This is a genomic window from Pseudomonas bharatica CSV86 (assembly GCF_000319305.2).
Classification (GTDB): domain Bacteria; phylum Pseudomonadota; class Gammaproteobacteria; order Pseudomonadales; family Pseudomonadaceae; genus Aquipseudomonas; species Aquipseudomonas bharatica.
In genome coordinates, this window is the sequence record NZ_AMWJ02000001.1 from 752,234 (window position 1) to 766,948 (window position 14,715).

At 61.8% G+C, this 14,715-nt stretch carries 12 protein-coding genes and 3 pseudogenes; 7 read left to right on the plus strand and 8 right to left on the minus strand.

Annotated elements, in window-relative coordinates; all coding sequences use genetic code 11:
• Positions 1–69: 69 nt before the first annotated feature.
• The 3 genes from CSV86_RS03475 (at position 70) to pyrF (ending at position 3,236) form a co-directional block, all read left to right on the plus strand.
• Positions 70–1,074, plus strand: a complete 1,005-nt coding sequence (locus tag CSV86_RS03475; protein ID WP_040363373.1) for a permease — start codon at positions 70–72, stop codon at positions 1,072–1,074.
• A 12-nt stretch (positions 1,075–1,086) separates the two neighbouring features.
• Positions 1,087–2,364, plus strand: a complete 1,278-nt coding sequence (locus CSV86_RS03480; protein ID WP_000610830.1) for an ISL3 family transposase — start codon at positions 1,087–1,089, stop codon at positions 2,362–2,364.
• A gap of 167 nt (positions 2,365–2,531) precedes the next feature.
• On the plus strand, positions 2,532–3,236 hold the full coding sequence (gene pyrF, locus CSV86_RS03485; RefSeq protein WP_009394119.1) for an orotidine-5'-phosphate decarboxylase: 705 nt from the start codon (positions 2,532–2,534) through the stop codon (positions 3,234–3,236).
• 53 nt (positions 3,237–3,289) lie between these two features.
• Here the strand turns inward: pyrF and CSV86_RS03490 are convergent, their stop codons facing one another.
• Both CSV86_RS03490 and CSV86_RS03495 read right to left on the minus strand, forming a co-directional pair.
• Positions 3,290–3,811, minus strand: coding sequence for a GNAT family N-acetyltransferase (locus tag CSV86_RS03490; protein WP_009394121.1), 522 nt, complete (start codon positions 3,809–3,811; stop codon positions 3,290–3,292).
• 129 nt (positions 3,812–3,940) lie between these two features.
• A complete protein-coding gene (locus tag CSV86_RS03495; RefSeq protein ID WP_009394122.1) occupies positions 3,941–4,945 on the minus strand; it encodes an NADP-dependent oxidoreductase in 1,005 nt (334 codons plus the stop codon).
• 230 nt (positions 4,946–5,175) lie between these two features.
• On the opposite strand from CSV86_RS03495, the gene CSV86_RS03500 reads away from it, so the two are divergent.
• The gene (locus CSV86_RS03500) at positions 5,176–5,937 is read left to right on the plus strand and encodes an SDR family oxidoreductase (protein ID WP_009394124.1); all 762 of its coding nucleotides are present in this window, start codon (positions 5,176–5,178) and stop codon (positions 5,935–5,937) included.
• Here the strand turns inward: CSV86_RS03500 and CSV86_RS03505 are convergent.
• Positions 5,930–7,090: an MFS transporter gene (locus CSV86_RS03505; RefSeq protein WP_009394127.1), complete on the minus strand. Its 1,161-nt coding sequence runs from the start codon at positions 7,088–7,090 to the stop codon at positions 5,930–5,932. The two genes, CSV86_RS03500 and CSV86_RS03505, sit on opposite strands and share 8 nt — an antisense overlap.
• A gap of 114 nt (positions 7,091–7,204) precedes the next feature.
• Here CSV86_RS03505 and CSV86_RS33225 point away from each other — a divergent pair.
• A pseudogene (locus CSV86_RS33225) lies at positions 7,205–9,775 on the plus strand (aminotransferase class I/II-fold pyridoxal phosphate-dependent enzyme); the annotation flags it as partial.
• Positions 9,776–10,096: 321 nt separating this feature from the next.
• Positions 10,097–10,693, plus strand: a pseudogene (locus tag CSV86_RS33230) (methyl-accepting chemotaxis protein); the annotation flags it as partial.
• A gap of 15 nt (positions 10,694–10,708) precedes the next feature.
• On the opposite strand, the pseudogene CSV86_RS03520 reads toward CSV86_RS33230, so the two are convergent.
• A pseudogene (locus CSV86_RS03520) lies at positions 10,709–11,901 on the minus strand (benzoate/H(+) symporter BenE family transporter).
• Between the two features lie 133 nt (positions 11,902–12,034).
• On the opposite strand from CSV86_RS03520, the gene CSV86_RS03525 reads away from it, so the two are divergent.
• Positions 12,035–12,637, plus strand: a complete 603-nt coding sequence (locus CSV86_RS03525; protein ID WP_009394134.1) for a glutathione S-transferase family protein — start codon at positions 12,035–12,037, stop codon at positions 12,635–12,637.
• Positions 12,638–12,730: 93 nt separating this feature from the next.
• Here the strand turns inward: CSV86_RS03525 and CSV86_RS03530 are convergent, their stop codons facing one another.
• The 4 genes from CSV86_RS03530 to CSV86_RS03545 all read right to left on the minus strand — a co-directional run bounded on the left by CSV86_RS03530 (position 12,731) and on the right by CSV86_RS03545 (position 14,691).
• On the minus strand, positions 12,731–13,102 hold the full coding sequence (locus CSV86_RS03530) for a glutathione S-transferase N-terminal domain-containing protein (RefSeq protein ID WP_009394135.1): 372 nt from the start codon (positions 13,100–13,102) through the stop codon (positions 12,731–12,733).
• Positions 13,103–13,160: 58 nt separating this feature from the next.
• Positions 13,161–13,706: a GTP cyclohydrolase I FolE gene (folE, locus tag CSV86_RS03535; RefSeq protein WP_009394136.1), complete on the minus strand. Its 546-nt coding sequence runs from the start codon at positions 13,704–13,706 to the stop codon at positions 13,161–13,163.
• Between the two features lie 69 nt (positions 13,707–13,775).
• Positions 13,776–14,333, minus strand: a complete 558-nt coding sequence (locus CSV86_RS03540; protein ID WP_009394137.1) for a Smr/MutS family protein — start codon at positions 14,331–14,333, stop codon at positions 13,776–13,778.
• 37 nt (positions 14,334–14,370) lie between these two features.
• The gene (locus CSV86_RS03545) at positions 14,371–14,691 is read right to left on the minus strand and encodes a hypothetical protein (protein WP_009394138.1); all 321 of its coding nucleotides are present in this window, start codon (positions 14,689–14,691) and stop codon (positions 14,371–14,373) included.
• Positions 14,692–14,715 lie beyond the last annotated feature (24 nt).

Sequence of the window (14,715 nt, forward strand, 5' to 3'; positions counted from 1 at the left end):
ATCATTTCGACAATACTAGAAATATAGGAGTAATATTGAATGTCATCTCAACTCCAAGACGCTCTAGGCATGTTCGCCTTTCTCGCTATCGAGCTATCGGTTTTATTCATTGGCATTAGCTTGCTGGTCGGAGTTCTTCAACGTCACATCCCACCATCCAAGGTGGAAGCGTTACTGACTTCCAGTGGGAAGCGAGGCTATTTTCTTGCTGCTGGTTTAGGAGCTATAACGCCCTTCTGTAGTTGCTCGACTATCCCCATGTTGAAAGGGTTGATTCGGGCACGGGCCGGTTTTGGGCCGATGATGGTGTTTCTTTTCTCATCTCCGTTGCTGAATCCTATCGTCGTCGGCCTGCTGGTTGCCACGTTTGGATGGACACTTACTGCTATCTATGTGCTCGCCGCTTTGGTGGTCGCGGTAGGTGCCGGATGGCTGCTTCACACGCTTGGCTTCGAGCGTTATGTGCGCCGGACGGCGACACAAGAGAGCAGTGGATGTAGTTCATCAGCAAGCCCGTGCAGTGCTACATCGACCGCATCGAGTTGCGGCACCAACAGCTGCGACACCACTCCGAAGACGGCTTCTTGCGGGGCTGATAGGAAGACAACAGTCTCTACGTCTAGCGAATGCTGTGACAGTCAACCCACTGTCACGGTTAAGAAAGAAGGGAAGTACAGTGGTGTGTGGCGGGAAGCTTGGTCGGACTTTATCGATGTGTTGCCTTACCTGCTCATCGGTATTGCGATTGGCAGCGTGATCTATGGTTTCATGCCCACTGACTTATTGGAGCAGTATGCAGGCCCAGATAATCCCTTTGCCATTCCAGTTGCCGCTGTCATCGGCGTGCCGTTGTATATTCGCGCTGAAGCCGTCATACCTCTGGCAGCGGCTCTGATGGCCAAAGGCGTGGGTGCCGGGACGGTGCTAGCGTTGATCATCGGCAGTGCCGGAGCCAGCCTGACTGAGCTCATTCTGTTGCGCTCTTTGTTCACGCTGAAGCTTTTAGCGGCGTTTTTAGCAGTCATTTTTGCTATGGCGATGATTGCCGGTTACGCCACCTACCTGTTTTTCTGATCAAGGCGGGAGATGATTAATTCGTTAAGCCTTCCTGGGTACCAGTTGGTGGATTCTGATGAGCAGAATGAAGACATACATTTTCGGCTTGAAGCACCTACACCAGTAGCCTGCGAGGGGTGCGGCGTGCAGGGTGAGTTCGTGCGGTTCGGCAAGCGTGACGTTCCCTATCGTGATCTGCCCATCCACGGCAAGCGGGTCACTCTCTGGGTGGTCCGCCGCCGATACACCTGCCGGGCCTGCAAGACAACATTCAGGCCCCAGCTACCGGAGATGGTGGACGGATTCCGTATGACACTGCGGCTGCATGAGTACGTGGAGAAGGAATCCTTCAACCACCCCTACACCTTTGTGGCGGCACAGACCGGCCTGGACGAGAAGACGGTGCGCGACATCTTCAACGCCCGCGCCGAGTTCCTGGGGCGCTGGCACCGCTTCGAGACGCCCCGCATCCTGGGCATTGACGAGCTATACCTGAACAAGCGCTACCGCTGCATTCTGACCAACATTGAGGAGCGAACCCTGCTCGACCTGCTGGCCACCCGCCGCCAGGACGTGGTGACCAACTACCTGATGAAGCTGAAAGACCGGCAGAAGGTCGAGATCGTCAGCATGGACATGTGGAACCCCTACCGGGCAGCGGTCAAGGCTGTGCTGCCCCAGGCCCGTATCGTGGTCGATAAGTTCCATGTGGTGCGCATGGCCAACGATGCCCTAGAGAGAGTGCGCAAGGGCCTCAGAAAGGAGCTGAAACCGTCCCAGAGCCGGACTCTCAAGGGAGACCGGAAAATCCTGCTGAAACGCGCTCACGAAGTCTCAGACCGGGAGCGCCTCATCATGGAGACCTGGACAGGCGCGTTCCCGCAACTGCTGGCCGCCTACGAGCACAAGGAGCGCTTCTACGGCATCTGGGACGCCACCACACGGCTCCAGGCAGAAGCCGCCCTGGACGAGTGGATAGCCACCATCCCGAAGGGCCAAAAGGAAGTCTGGAGCGATCTGGTCAGGGCAGTGGGAAACTGGCGCGAAGAGACCATGACCTACTTCGAGACGGACATGCCCGTCACCAACGCTTACACGGAGTCCATCAACCGACTGGCCAAGGACAAGAACCGTGAAGGGCGCGGTTACTCCTTCGAGGTGATGCGGGCACGAATGCTCTACACCACGAAGCACAAGAAGAAGGCACCGACTGCGAAGGTCTCTCCTTTCTACAAGAAAACCATCGGTTACGGACTGCCGGACTTCGCAGAGGAACTCAACTACGGAGTCGATCTATCAACCATCTGATAATGGTATCAGGTTGGTGGGGTAAAGGTGCCCCATCAACCATTAAATCCGTATACCCTCAATTATAGGCTGCAGCATTCAAACCTGATTCACGATCACCGGCGCCCGCTGGGCCCTCGCATCGTTTACAATGCGCGCCGTTTTCGACTTGCCAAGAGACCCTGCCCATGTCCGCCTGCCAGACGCCCCTGATTGTCGCCCTGGATTTTCCCAACCCTGACGCCGCCCTGAGGCTGGCCGATCAGCTGGACCCTGCGCTGTGCCGGGTCAAGGTCGGCAAAGAACTGTTCACCAGCAGCGCTGCCGGCATCGTCGAAAGCCTGCAGGACAAAGGATTCGAGGTATTCCTCGACTTGAAATTCCACGATATCCCCAATACCACTGCCATGGCGGTCAAGGCAGCTGCAGAAATGGGTGTCTGGATGGTCAACGTGCATTGCTCCGGTGGCTTGCGCATGATGTCCGCCTGCCGCGAGGTTCTGGATCAGCGCAGCGGTCCACAGCCATTGCTGATTGGTGTGACGGTCCTGACCAGTATGGAGCAGGACGACCTGGCTGGAATCGGCCTGGATGTGGAGCCCCAGCAGCAGGTGTTGCGCTTGGCGGCGCTGGCCGAGAAAGCGGGTATGGACGGTCTGGTGTGTTCCGCTCTGGAGGCTCCGGCACTGAAGGGTGCCCATCCAAGCCTGAAGCTGGTCACCCCGGGGATTCGTCCGGCGGGCAGTGCCCAGGACGATCAACGACGCATCCTGACTCCAAGCCAGGCGCTGGCTGCGGGCTCCGATTATCTGGTAATCGGGCGTCCAATCAGTCAGGCAGCCGATCCAGCCAGGGCGTTGGAGCAGGTAATGCAGCAGATCAACGGAAAATGATCGGATTGATGTTCCGGGCGAACCCTTGATGGTTGCCTGGAACATCAAGGGTGTTACAGGAGTTTGCCCAGCAACTTTTCCTGGGCGGCGAGAACCGAAGGCTTGCTTATTTCGTAGAGGAAATCCAGTTCTGTCTCCCCGTTGCGCACCGCGCCCATTTTTTCGTGGAAGGAGATGACCTTGGTGTTTTCCTTGCGCACCTCGAAGTGCGATTTTTCAAACTTAAGGTGATCGAAGCCGAAGCGGTAAACCAGGAACGCACTCTCTATCGCGGCAAAGCGTGTCTTGTCTTCATTCAGAATCCAACTGCCCCAACTGAACGAGTCAGGACGAATATCATAGACCCGCAGAGTGCCGCAACGGACGCCATCGTTGCGCTCGATGATGAAGTAATACTGCAGTTTGTTCTTCTCGTCGTTCTTGTATCTCCTGATCCATTCGACCTGTTCGGCAACGCCTCCAGTCACTTGGGAGAGATGCTGGTTATATTTACTATCTGTCCTAAGACGCAAAATAAACTCAGCGTCATTCTCTTCTACCAGTCTGAGTTTGACGGTTTTTGACTGCAGATTCATCGCGAAAGCCCTGTCGCAAGATTAGGTACGAAAACGATCGAGTCTATCGCTCTCGACGACGCTCGACAACAACGTTGGCCCGAGCCGCTATTGCCGCACCGTGACGAGCTCTATCACCAACGATGCCCGTCAGATCTTCAACACCAGCTTGCCAAAATTCTCGCCACTGAACAGCTTCAACAGCGTCTCAGGGAACGTCTCCAGCCCCTCGACCACATCTTCCTTGCTCTTGAGCTTGCCACTGGCAAGCCATCCGGCGATTTCTTGGCCCGCCGCGCCATACTGCGCCACGTGGTCCATCACCACGAACCCTTCCATCCGCGCGCGATTGACCAGCAGCGAAAGATAGTTGGCCGGGCCTTTCACTGCCTGTTTATTGTTGTATTGGCTGATCGCGCCGCAGATCACCACCCGGGCCTTGAAATTCAGGCGGCTGAGCACGGCATCGAGGATGTCGCCGCCGACGTTGTCGAAGTACACATCCACACCTTTCGGGCATTCCCGTTTCAGCCCCTCCAGTACGTCCTCGGCCTTGTAGTCGATGACCCCGTCAAAGCCCAGTTCGTCTTTGAGGTACTGGCATTTCCGTGCACCGCCGGCGATCCCGACCACGCGGCAGCCTTTGATTTTCGCGATCTGCCCGGCAATGCTGCCCACCGCCCCGGCGGCACCGGAGATCACCACGGTCTCGCCGGCCTTCGGCGCGCCGACCTCGAGCAGGGCGAAATAAGCCGTCATGCCGGTCATTCCCAGGGCGGAGAGGTAGCGCGGCAGCGGCACCAGCTTCGGATCGATCTTGTAGAAGCCCTGGGGCTCGCCAAGGAAGTAATCCTGCACGCCCAGCGCGCCATTGACGTGGTCGCCCACGGCAAACTTCGGATTGCGCGAAGCGATCACCTCGCCGACGCCCAGTGCGCGCATCACCTGGCCAAGGCCGACCGGCGGGATATAGGACTTGCCTTCGTTCATCCAGCCACGCATGGCCGGGTCGAGGGACAGGTACAGGTTCTTCACCAGCACCTGACCGTCGGCGGGTTCGCCCACCGGTATCTGTTCGAAGCTGAAATCGTCCCGGGTCACGGCGCCCACCGGGCGTTTGGCGAGCAGGAAGCGGCGATTGGTCAGGGCAGTCATGGAAGCCTCGCGAAGGTTGGACAAAAGTCTTGTGATAGACCTTCGACGCCCGCTCGGCAAGTTCCTGCGCTGCGACGAATAGCTGTCCATCCAGCAGGGTGATGAGGTTGGGTGGGGATAATCATCGCTTCGCATGGTGCTTCAACTGGCGTCCTGATGATGCTGCCCAGGTTGCCGCACTGCCGACTAGACTCGCGGCCAATGTCCTAACCCTGTTGCAGGAGCTATCGATGAGTATGACGTTTAGCGGCCAGGTCGCCCTGGTCACCGGTGCCGCCGCCGGTATTGGTCGCGCCACGGCCCTGGCTTTCGCTCGGGAAGGATTGAAGGTCGTGGTTGCGGATCTCGACGTGGCCGGAGGTGAGGCCACGGTGCAAGAGATTCGCGTAGCCGGCGGCGAGGCGATCTTCGTGCCGTGCAATGTGACCCGTGACGACGAGGTGCAGCAGTTGATGGCGCGCACGCTCGAGGCTTACGGTCGCCTCGACTATGCCTTCAACAACGCTGGCATCGAGATCGAGAAGGGGCGGCTGTCCGAAGGCAGCGAGGCAGAGTTCGACGCCATCATGGGCGTCAACGTCAAGGGCGTTTGGTTGTGCATGAAGTACCAGTTGCCGCTGCTGCTGGCCCAAGGCGGCGGGGCGATCGTCAACACCGCCTCGGTCGCCGGTCTCGGCGCGGCGCCGAAGATGAGCATTTACGCGGCGTCCAAGCATGCGGTGATCGGGCTGACCAAGTCTGCCGCGATCGAGTATGCGAAGAAGCAAATCCGGGTCAACGCGGTATGTCCGGCGGTGATCGATACCGATATGTTCCGCCGCGCCTACGAGGCCGACCCGCGCAAGGCCGAGTTCGCTGCGGCGATGCACCCGGTCGGGCGCATCGGCAAGGTCGAGGAGATTGCTGCCGCGGTGCTTTACCTGTGCAGCGACGGTGCTGCGTTCACCACCGGCCAGGCCTTGGCGGTGGATGGTGGGGCCACGGCTATCTGATCGCCTCGAATGCGCTGTGTCTGCTGGTGCGCAGCAGTGCGCCAGCAACCGCGAAGCAGCCGGTCAGCAGCAGGGCTCCGAACAGTACCAGGGCGGTGCCCGCGCCGAAGTGGTCGGCCAGCATGCCGGTAAAGATCACCGGCAGGCTGAAGCCGAGATAGGCGAGCAGGAAAAAACCGGCACTGGCGCGGGTTTTCTCTGTTCCGGCCAGGGTGTTCACCGCAGACAGTCCACCCAGGTAGATAAAGCCATAGCAGGCACTGCTGGCGCCGATCGCGCCCAACAGCACCGCCGCGAGTACGCCGGCATCTGCTCCCCAGGCCAGCAGCGCGTAGCTGCACGGCAAAATCAGCAAGCCCAGCAAAGTCGAGCGTGCCGAGGCCATGCGCCGTGCCAGTGGCTGGAACAGCAGGCCACAACTGATCACGCAGAACGTCGACAATCCCGACCAGTTGCCCAGGTGATGCCGGGCGAGAATCGATGGCATCAACGCGATCACCAGGCCAACGCAGGCCCAGGCCAGCAGGATCGCCAGGCCGTAGGCCAGGCTGCCCTGTGGATAAAACGGCAATCGCAGCAGGGCGCTCTGGCGCCGCTGGACCGGATTGGGCAGCCCCAGTACCGCCACGAATGCCAATGCAGCCAGCGCCAGGTGCAAGGGGAAACTGCCTGGTGCCAGCGTCGGTCCCGATAACAGAAACAGGCTGGTGACCGCTGCCCCCAGGCCGAAGCCCAATGATGTACTGGCGGTGACCCGGTTGGCCGCAGCGCGGGCGTCGCCGTCTTGCATCAGTTCGCACATGTAGGCGGTGCCGGTGGCCGAGGCCAGTGCGGTGCCGACACCGAGCAAGGTCCGGGCCATGGCCAGTTGGGCCAGGCCGGGCGCCAGCAGCATAAGCACGGTCGCCAGCATCGACAGCGCCAGCGCCGCGAGGATCAGCGGCTTGTGGCCAACCCGGTCAGCCAGCCCGCCCAAAAGCAACAGCACCGGTAAAACGCCGATCACATAGCCGGAGAAGGCCACCGCCGTCGCCGCTGCACCCTGGCCGGACAGGGCCGCATAGGCGGTGTAGAGAGGGGCCTGGAGGTTGACGGCGAACGTCACCAGGCACAGGGCGAAGGCCAGGATGGTTGAGGCGTTGCGGCTGGACATGGCGGGTTCCTTGAATGGGCAGCCCATTCTGCGAACCCTGCCATGGAGGGAAAAGGCACAGCCCCGCTGCTTTTGTGATTAACTGTTTGGCCAAAACGACCGAACACCTCAAGTATGAACATCACCCTCGATCGAAACCTGCCCACCCCCTTGGTGCAGCAGCTCGCTGCTGGCCTGGAGCGTTGGATCGCCGAGCAGCGCCTGCGCCCTGGCACGCGCTTGCCGTCGATCCGCCAGTTGGTCAAGACGCAGGGGGTCAGCCAGTCCTGCGCCATCGAGGCCTATGACCGTTTGGTTTCGCAAGGGTGGCTTGAGGCCCGGCATGGTGTCGGCTTTTTCGTTGCCGAACGCAGGGGCATGGCGCCGTTCGCCGAAGAGCCGGCGTGGGACGAGGGGGCAGAGGGACGCTGGCGTCTGTTCAGCGACGAGCAGGAAAACCTGCTGCGCCTCGGCTGCGGCTGGCTGCCAGGCAACTGGCGCCAGAGCGAGGAGATCGCCCTGGCGATCCGCCAGGTCAGCCGCGGCGGCGGGCAGGACCTTTTCGGCTATGGTCCGCCGCTGGGCCTGACCGCGTTGCGCCAGCAAATCCGCAAGCGTCTGGCGCTTATCGGTGTCCAGGTCCGGCCTGAGCAGATCCTCACCACCCAGGGCGCCAGCCAGGCACTCGACCTGCTGGTGCGTACCTTGCTGTCGCCTGGCGACACCGTAGTGGTGGAGCGTCCCGGCTACTACAACCTCTTCAACCTGCTGCGCCTGCATGGCGTGCGCATGCTGGAAGTGCCACGCACCGCCGAAGGGCCGGACCTGGACGTGCTGTCGGCGCTGCTGCGGGAACACCGCCCGCGCTTACTGTTTACCAACAGCCTGTACCAGAACCCGACCGGCACCAGCCTTGCCCCGCGCACTGCCCAGCGTCTGCTGGAACTGGCCGGCGAGCATGACCTGCGCATCATCGAGGACGATATCTATGCCGATTTCCAGGAAGGTCCGGCCACTCGCCTGAGTACCCTCGACAGCCAGCAGCGGGTGATCTACCTGGCGAGTTTTTCCAAGACGCTCAGCAGTTCGCTGCGGGTCGGTTACCTGGTCGCCGATCCGGAGCTGACCGCACGGTTGGCCGAGGTGAAGATGGTGACCGGGATTGGCAGCTCGAGGTTCGCTGAACAGGTACTGGCGCAATTGCTTGGCAGCGGGGTCTATCGCAAGAGCGTGCAACGCCTGCGTCTGCGCCTGGCCGAACACATGGCAAGCACCTTGCGCCTGTTGGAGGCCACTGGCTGGGAAGTGTTCGCCGAACCCTGCGGGGGCATGTTCGTCTGGACCCGTTACCCTGGTGTCCCGTTCGCCCGACTGCAGCAGAGCGCCCAGGAACACGGCGTACTGCTCTCGCCGGGCTCGGCTTTCGACCCGCAGGGACGCGACAGCGACTGGTTGCGCATCAATGTGGCCTACGCCCGCGACCACCGGGCCCAGGGGTTTTCCAGGCGGTCGCGCAAGCATCGTCGTGACGACCTCCAACATTCTGAAAACGACGGCTCCGTAGCTTTTTGCCATTATTGCGACCAGGGTGGCTTGTGCAGTCCCCGGCGCCGTTGCCACTCTGCGCTCTTGGATATCCGGCGAGTTTTCCAAGGGCAGCGCGAGGGGCAGCGAGCAATGAAGTCGGGCACAAATGGCGGTTTTGCCAACCTGGGCATGGCCCGCAAGCTGGGGCTGGGATTCACGCTGGTGCTGGCCTTGACGGCGGTGGTCGCGGCGATCGGGATCGCTGCGCTGTATGGCCTGGGCCAACGCTTCGATGGCCTCAAGCAGGCCACGGCGTTCAACGAGGATGTCCTCGGCCTGCGCCTGCATGAGCAACGTTATGCCCAGCGTTCCGATCCCAAGGACGCCGAGGCCCTGCGCAAGGGCGTCGAAGAACTGCAAAACCGCATCACGCAATTGCCGGAGCTGGCCGGCAGCGACGTGGGCAGCGCACTGGCCGCATACCGCAAGGCGTTCGATGAATTCGTCGAGCTGACCCAGTCCAAGGAGCTGGCGCTGGATATGGCCAGTTGGTCGGTGTCGAGCGTCGCCAACAACCTGGACGTCCTGCAGTCCGGGCTGGCCGATGACGGTACCTGGACCCTGAAGGACTCCCAAGGCCAGAAGGGCGCTGAATTCGTCGAGCAAGCGGGCCAGGTCGCACAGGTGGCGCGCCTGATGTTGCAGGCCATGGACGAAGCGCGCATCCGCCTGGACCAGAACCGCAAGGGCGCCGAAGACGTCCGCCAGGGCCGTATCGAACAGGCCGAGCAGGCTGCGCAATTGGCCGAGCAGCTCAAGTCCGCGATACAGGACCCCGGCTACCAGAGCGTGCTTGGCGAAGTCACCACCCATATCGCCAGTTTTGGCGAGAAGCTGGGTGAATACACGGATCTGCTGGCCCGCGAAGCGCAATTGCGCAAACAGTTGCAGGAGCGTGCCGAGCAGGTCATCTCGCGGGTCGAGCAGATCAACGGGGCCATCGATGCCAGCATGCAGCACGAGCTCAAGCGCAATGCCCTGCTGATCCTGGTTTCGTCGCTGGCAGCGCTGCTGGTCGGCGTGGTGGCGGCGATCCTGATTACCCGCGCCATCGTGCTGCCGCTGCGCCGGGTCATCGCTCGGGCCCAGGAGATTGCCGCCGGTGATCTGCGGGGGGAAATCATTGTCGATCGCCGTGATGAAGTGGGTCAGTTGCTATTGGCGATGCAGCAGATGGGCAGCGGCCTGGCCGTTATCGTCAGCGGCCTGCAGACCGGCATCGACAAACTGGCCAGCAGTGCCCACACCTTGTCGGCGGTGACCGAGCAGACCAACCGCGAAGTCGGCAGCCAGAAGGAAGAGACCGATCAGGTCGCTACCGCCATGCAGCAGATGACCGCCACGGTGCACAGCGTCGCCCGTGATGCCGAAGAGGCGGCCCAGGCCGCGCAGGCGGCGGATGGCAAGGTGGAAAGCGGGCAGCAGGTGGTACGCCAGAGCATGCAGCGCATCGAGCGCCTGGCCAGTGCCGCGGATTCTGCAAGCCACAGCATCGAAAACCTCAGTGCCGAGATCCAGCACATCGGTTCGGTGCTGGAGGTGATCAAGAGTGTCGCCGAGCAGACCAACCTGCTGGCGCTCAACGCTGCCATCGAAGCGGCGCGTGCCGGCGAGCAGGGGCGCGGCTTCGCCGTGGTGGCGGACGAGGTACGGGCCTTGGCCCAGCGCACCCAGCAATCCACTGGCGAGATCGAGCGCCTGGTCAGCAGCCTGCGCAGCAATGCCCAGGCTTCGGTCGCGCAGATCCAGGACAGCGGCGAGCTGGTCAAGCTGGCGGTGGCCGATGCGTTGCAGACCGAAAGCGCGCTGGGCAGCATCGCCGGGGCGGTGTCGCTGATCCAGCAGATGAACCAGCAGATCGCTGCTGCGGCAGAGCAGCAAAGTTCGGTAGCCGAGGAAATCAGCCGTAGCGTCACCCAGATCCGCAGCAGTGCCGACCAGTCGGCGATGGCCATGCGCGACAACGCCAGCTCGAGTATCGAGCTGGCGCAGTTGGGTGCGGAGTTGAAGGGGATGGTAGGGCATTTCCGGATCTGAGCCCGGAAATGCCTGTCAGGCGTTTTTGCGCCAGTTCAGGATCAACAGGGTAAGCACCCCGGCGACGATGCCCCAGAAGGCCGAACCGATCGAAAACAGGGTGAAGCCCGAGGCGGTGACCATGAAGGTGATCAGCGCCGCCTCGCGTTCCTTCGGTTCATTCATCGCCACGCTCAGGCCGTTCATGATCGAGCCGAACAGGGCCAGGGCGGCGATCGACAGCACCAGTTCCTTGGGCAGTGCGGCGAACAGGGCGGCGAGGGTGGCGCCGAAGGTGCCGGCGATGGCGTAGAAGATCCCGCACCAGACTGCTGCGGTGTAGCGTTTGCTCGGGTCCTCATGAGCGTGGGGCCGGTGCAGATGGCTGCGCTGATGGCCGCCAGGTTGACCCCGTGGGCACCGAACGGCGCCAGCAGCAGCGAGGCGATGCCGGTCACCGAGATCAGGGGCGAGGCGGGTACCTGATAGCCGTCCGCACGCAGCACGGCGACGCCGGGCATGTTCTGCGAGGTCATCGCCACCACGAACAGCGGGATGCCGATGCTGATGGTCGCGGCCAGGGAGAAACTCGGCGTGGTCCACACCGGCACCGCCACTTCCAGGGCGAAGCCGCTGAAATCCAGCAGTCCGAGCACGGCGGACAGGCCCGTGCCCACCAGCAGTGCCGCCAGCACCGAATAGCGCGGCGACAGGCGCTTTACCAGCAAGTAGCTGAAGAACATGCCCAGCACCAGGGTGGTACGGTGCTGCGCGGCTACGAAGATCTCGCTGCCGATCTTGAACAGGATACCCGCCAGCAGGGCCGAGGCCAGGGATGCCGGAATACGTCGGACCAGACGCTCGAAGCTGCCCGTCAGGCCGCAGATCACCACCAGTACCGCGCAGGTGATATAAGCACCGATGGCTTCGCCATAGCTCACGCCGCCCAGGCTGGTGATCAGCAATGCCGCACCCGGGGTCGACCAGGCCACCGTTACCGGTGTGCGGTAGCGCAACGACAGGCCGATGCTGCACACTGCCATGCCGATGGACAGGGCCCAGATCCACGATGAAATCTGCGCACTGGTTAGTCCCGCAGCCTGGCCGGCCTGGAACATCAGGACCAGCGAACTGGTGTAGCCGGTGAGCATGGCGATAAAACCGGCGACTATCGCCGAGGGAGACGAGTCGGCCAGCGGCCGCAGTTGCGCGGAAGTGGCGTTGGGCATGGGAAATTCCTTGTTCTTCGATGTAAGCAGATTTTTCAGACTACCGTGGGCACGGCATGTGCTTGCGGTACAGCGAGCGTTGCATTTAGCCGTACAGTCAGCGATCGCGTTTTGGGTAAAAGAGGGGAGCACGATGTACAAGGTCTATGGGGATTACCAATCGGGCAACTGCTACAAGATCAAGCTGATGCTGCACCTGCTCGATCTGCCCTACACCTGGCAGCCTGTGGATATTCTCAAGGGAGATACGCAGACGCCGGAGTTCCTGGCAATGAATCCCAACGGCAAGGTGCCTGTGCTGCAACTGGAGGACGGTACCTGCCTGTGGGAGTCCAACGCGATTCTCAATTTCCTCGCCGACGGCAGCGAGTTCCTGCCAAGCGAGCCGCGCCTGCGTACCCAGGTGCTGCAATGGCAGTTTTTCGAGCAGTACAGCCATGAGCCGTACATTGCCGTGGCGCGTTTCATCCAGTTCTACCTGGGGCTGCCGGACGAGCGCCTGGAGGAGTACCGCAAGCTGCACAAGGGTGGGCACAAGGCGCTGAAGGTGATGGAGCGGCAACTGGAAGTGACGCCGTACCTGGTAGGGGACCAGTACTCGATCGCCGATGTGGCGCTGTATGCCTACACCCATGTCGCCCATGAGGGTGGCTTCGACCTGGCAGCGTATCCCAGGGTCAGGGAATGGCTGGCGCGGGTGGCGGCGCATCCGCGGCATGTAACCATGCTCGGTTGATGTTGAAGCTGCTGGCCTCATCGCTGGCAAGCCAGCTCCCACAGGGCCCGCATGCACCGCGAAACCTGTGGGAGCTGGCTTGCCAGCGATGATTTACACCGCAGAAAACCGCTTGTTCAGATAGTCGATGATCACCTTGGACTCATACATCCAGGTGGTCTTGCCATCTTCTTCGATCCGCAGGCACGGCACCTTGACCTTGCCGCCACCTTCGAGCAGCGCCTGGCGATCCTGCTCGTTGTTCTTCGCATCGCGCAATGCCACCGGTACATTCAGGCGGTGCAGGGTACGGCGGGTCTTCACGCAGAACGGGCAGGCATGGAACTGGTACAGGCTCAGGCCGCGGGCCTGCTCCTCCACCCTGGCCTGGGCCGCCGGATCCCGCTTGAGCCTGGCCGGACGGCTGATCCAGTCGAAAAAGACGATCATTTGGCCGAGGCCGACTCGCAGGGCTTTGACGATCATGATGATTCCTCGCAATAAAAAGCCGACCTGAAAAGGTCGGCCCGGATAACGCTCCCGATCACTTGATCAGGCTGAGAAACTCGCTGCGGGTCGCCGCGTTTTCGCGGAATTCGCCAAGCATCACCGAAGTGATCATGGACGAGTTCTGCTTCTCCACACCGCGCATCATCATGCACATGTGCTTGGCTTCGATGACCACCGCCACGCCCATGGCGCCGGTGACCTTCTGGATCGCCTCGGCGATTTCGCGGCTGAGGTTTTCCTGGATCTGCAGGCGACGGGCATACATGTCGACGATCCGTGCCACCTTGGACAGGCCCAGCACCTTGCCACTCGGGATATAGGCGACGTGCGCCTTGCCGATGAACGGCAGCAGGTGGTGTTCGCATAGCGAGTACAGCTCGATGTCCTTGACCAGGACCATTTCGCTGTTGTCGGAGCTGAACAGTGCGCCGTTGGTGACTTCTTCCAGCGTTTGGTTGTAACCGCGGCAAAGGTACTGCATGGCCTTCGCGGCCCGTTTCGGCGTGTCGAGCAGGCCTTCGCGGGAGACATCCTCGCCGAGTTGGCCAAGGATCGCGGTGTAATGCTGTTCCAGGGACATGGATCTACCTGTGGTGTATTTCGCAAACGCGAAGGGTACGGCGGCTGTGGCGCCGCCGCAAGTGCGGCGTTACTCGTCGCGTCCTTCGAGCATGGTCCGGCGCAGCATCACGTACACCGCGCCGGTGCCACCATGACGGGCCTGGCACGAGGTGAAGCCGAGCACCTGGGGGTGCTGGCGCAGCCAGGTATTGACGTGACTCTTGATCATCGGCCGCTTGCCGTCCAGGCGCACGGCCTTGCCGTGGGTGACGCGCACGCAGCGGATTTCGAAGCGGGTGGCCTCGGCAAGAAAGTCCCAGAGGATCTCCCGGGCCTTTTCCACGCTCATGCCGTGCAGGTCGAGGCTGCCTTCGAAGGGAATCTGGCCGATCTTGAGTTTGCGCATCTGGCTTTCCTGGACGCCGTCGCGGCTCCAGTGCAGGTCGTCTTCAGGGCCGACATCGATGACGAACTGGTCCGACAGGCCGTCGACCACGGGCTGGTCGCTGCGCACCGTGGCGTTCTGCCTCAGGCTGGCGAGCTGCTTGCGATCGGCCTTGGGTTTGCCGATATCGGCGCGGTCATGCTTGATCGGCTTGACGCCGCGCATCTCGCTTGTGAACAGGGAAAAATCATCGTCTTGCATGTAAAGCCTCCGCCGGAACCGCGCAGAGTCTACGCAGTCAGTCGTGTTTTTTCATCAAATGCGGGGACAGGCCGAGCTCCCGGCCACGACGCAGGCGCAGGCGGCGACGGCGCCAGACCCAGACGCCGAGGTAAAGAACCAGCAGGCCACCAAGCAGGATCAGGCTGGCGGCGGCGGGATTGTCGTTGAGTTCACCCAGGGCAGCGGGGCGCCCCAGCAGGCTGGCGGCACCGGCCATGGCCAATAGCACGCCGCAGGTGGTCAGGAGCATGGCGAACATCGCGGCCAGGCGCGAACCCCAGGCGCCCGGCTGGCGCGGGCGCAGGCGTTTGGCGTCGAAACCGTCGGATATTTTCATGCCGATCTCCTCAGTGGATATCCG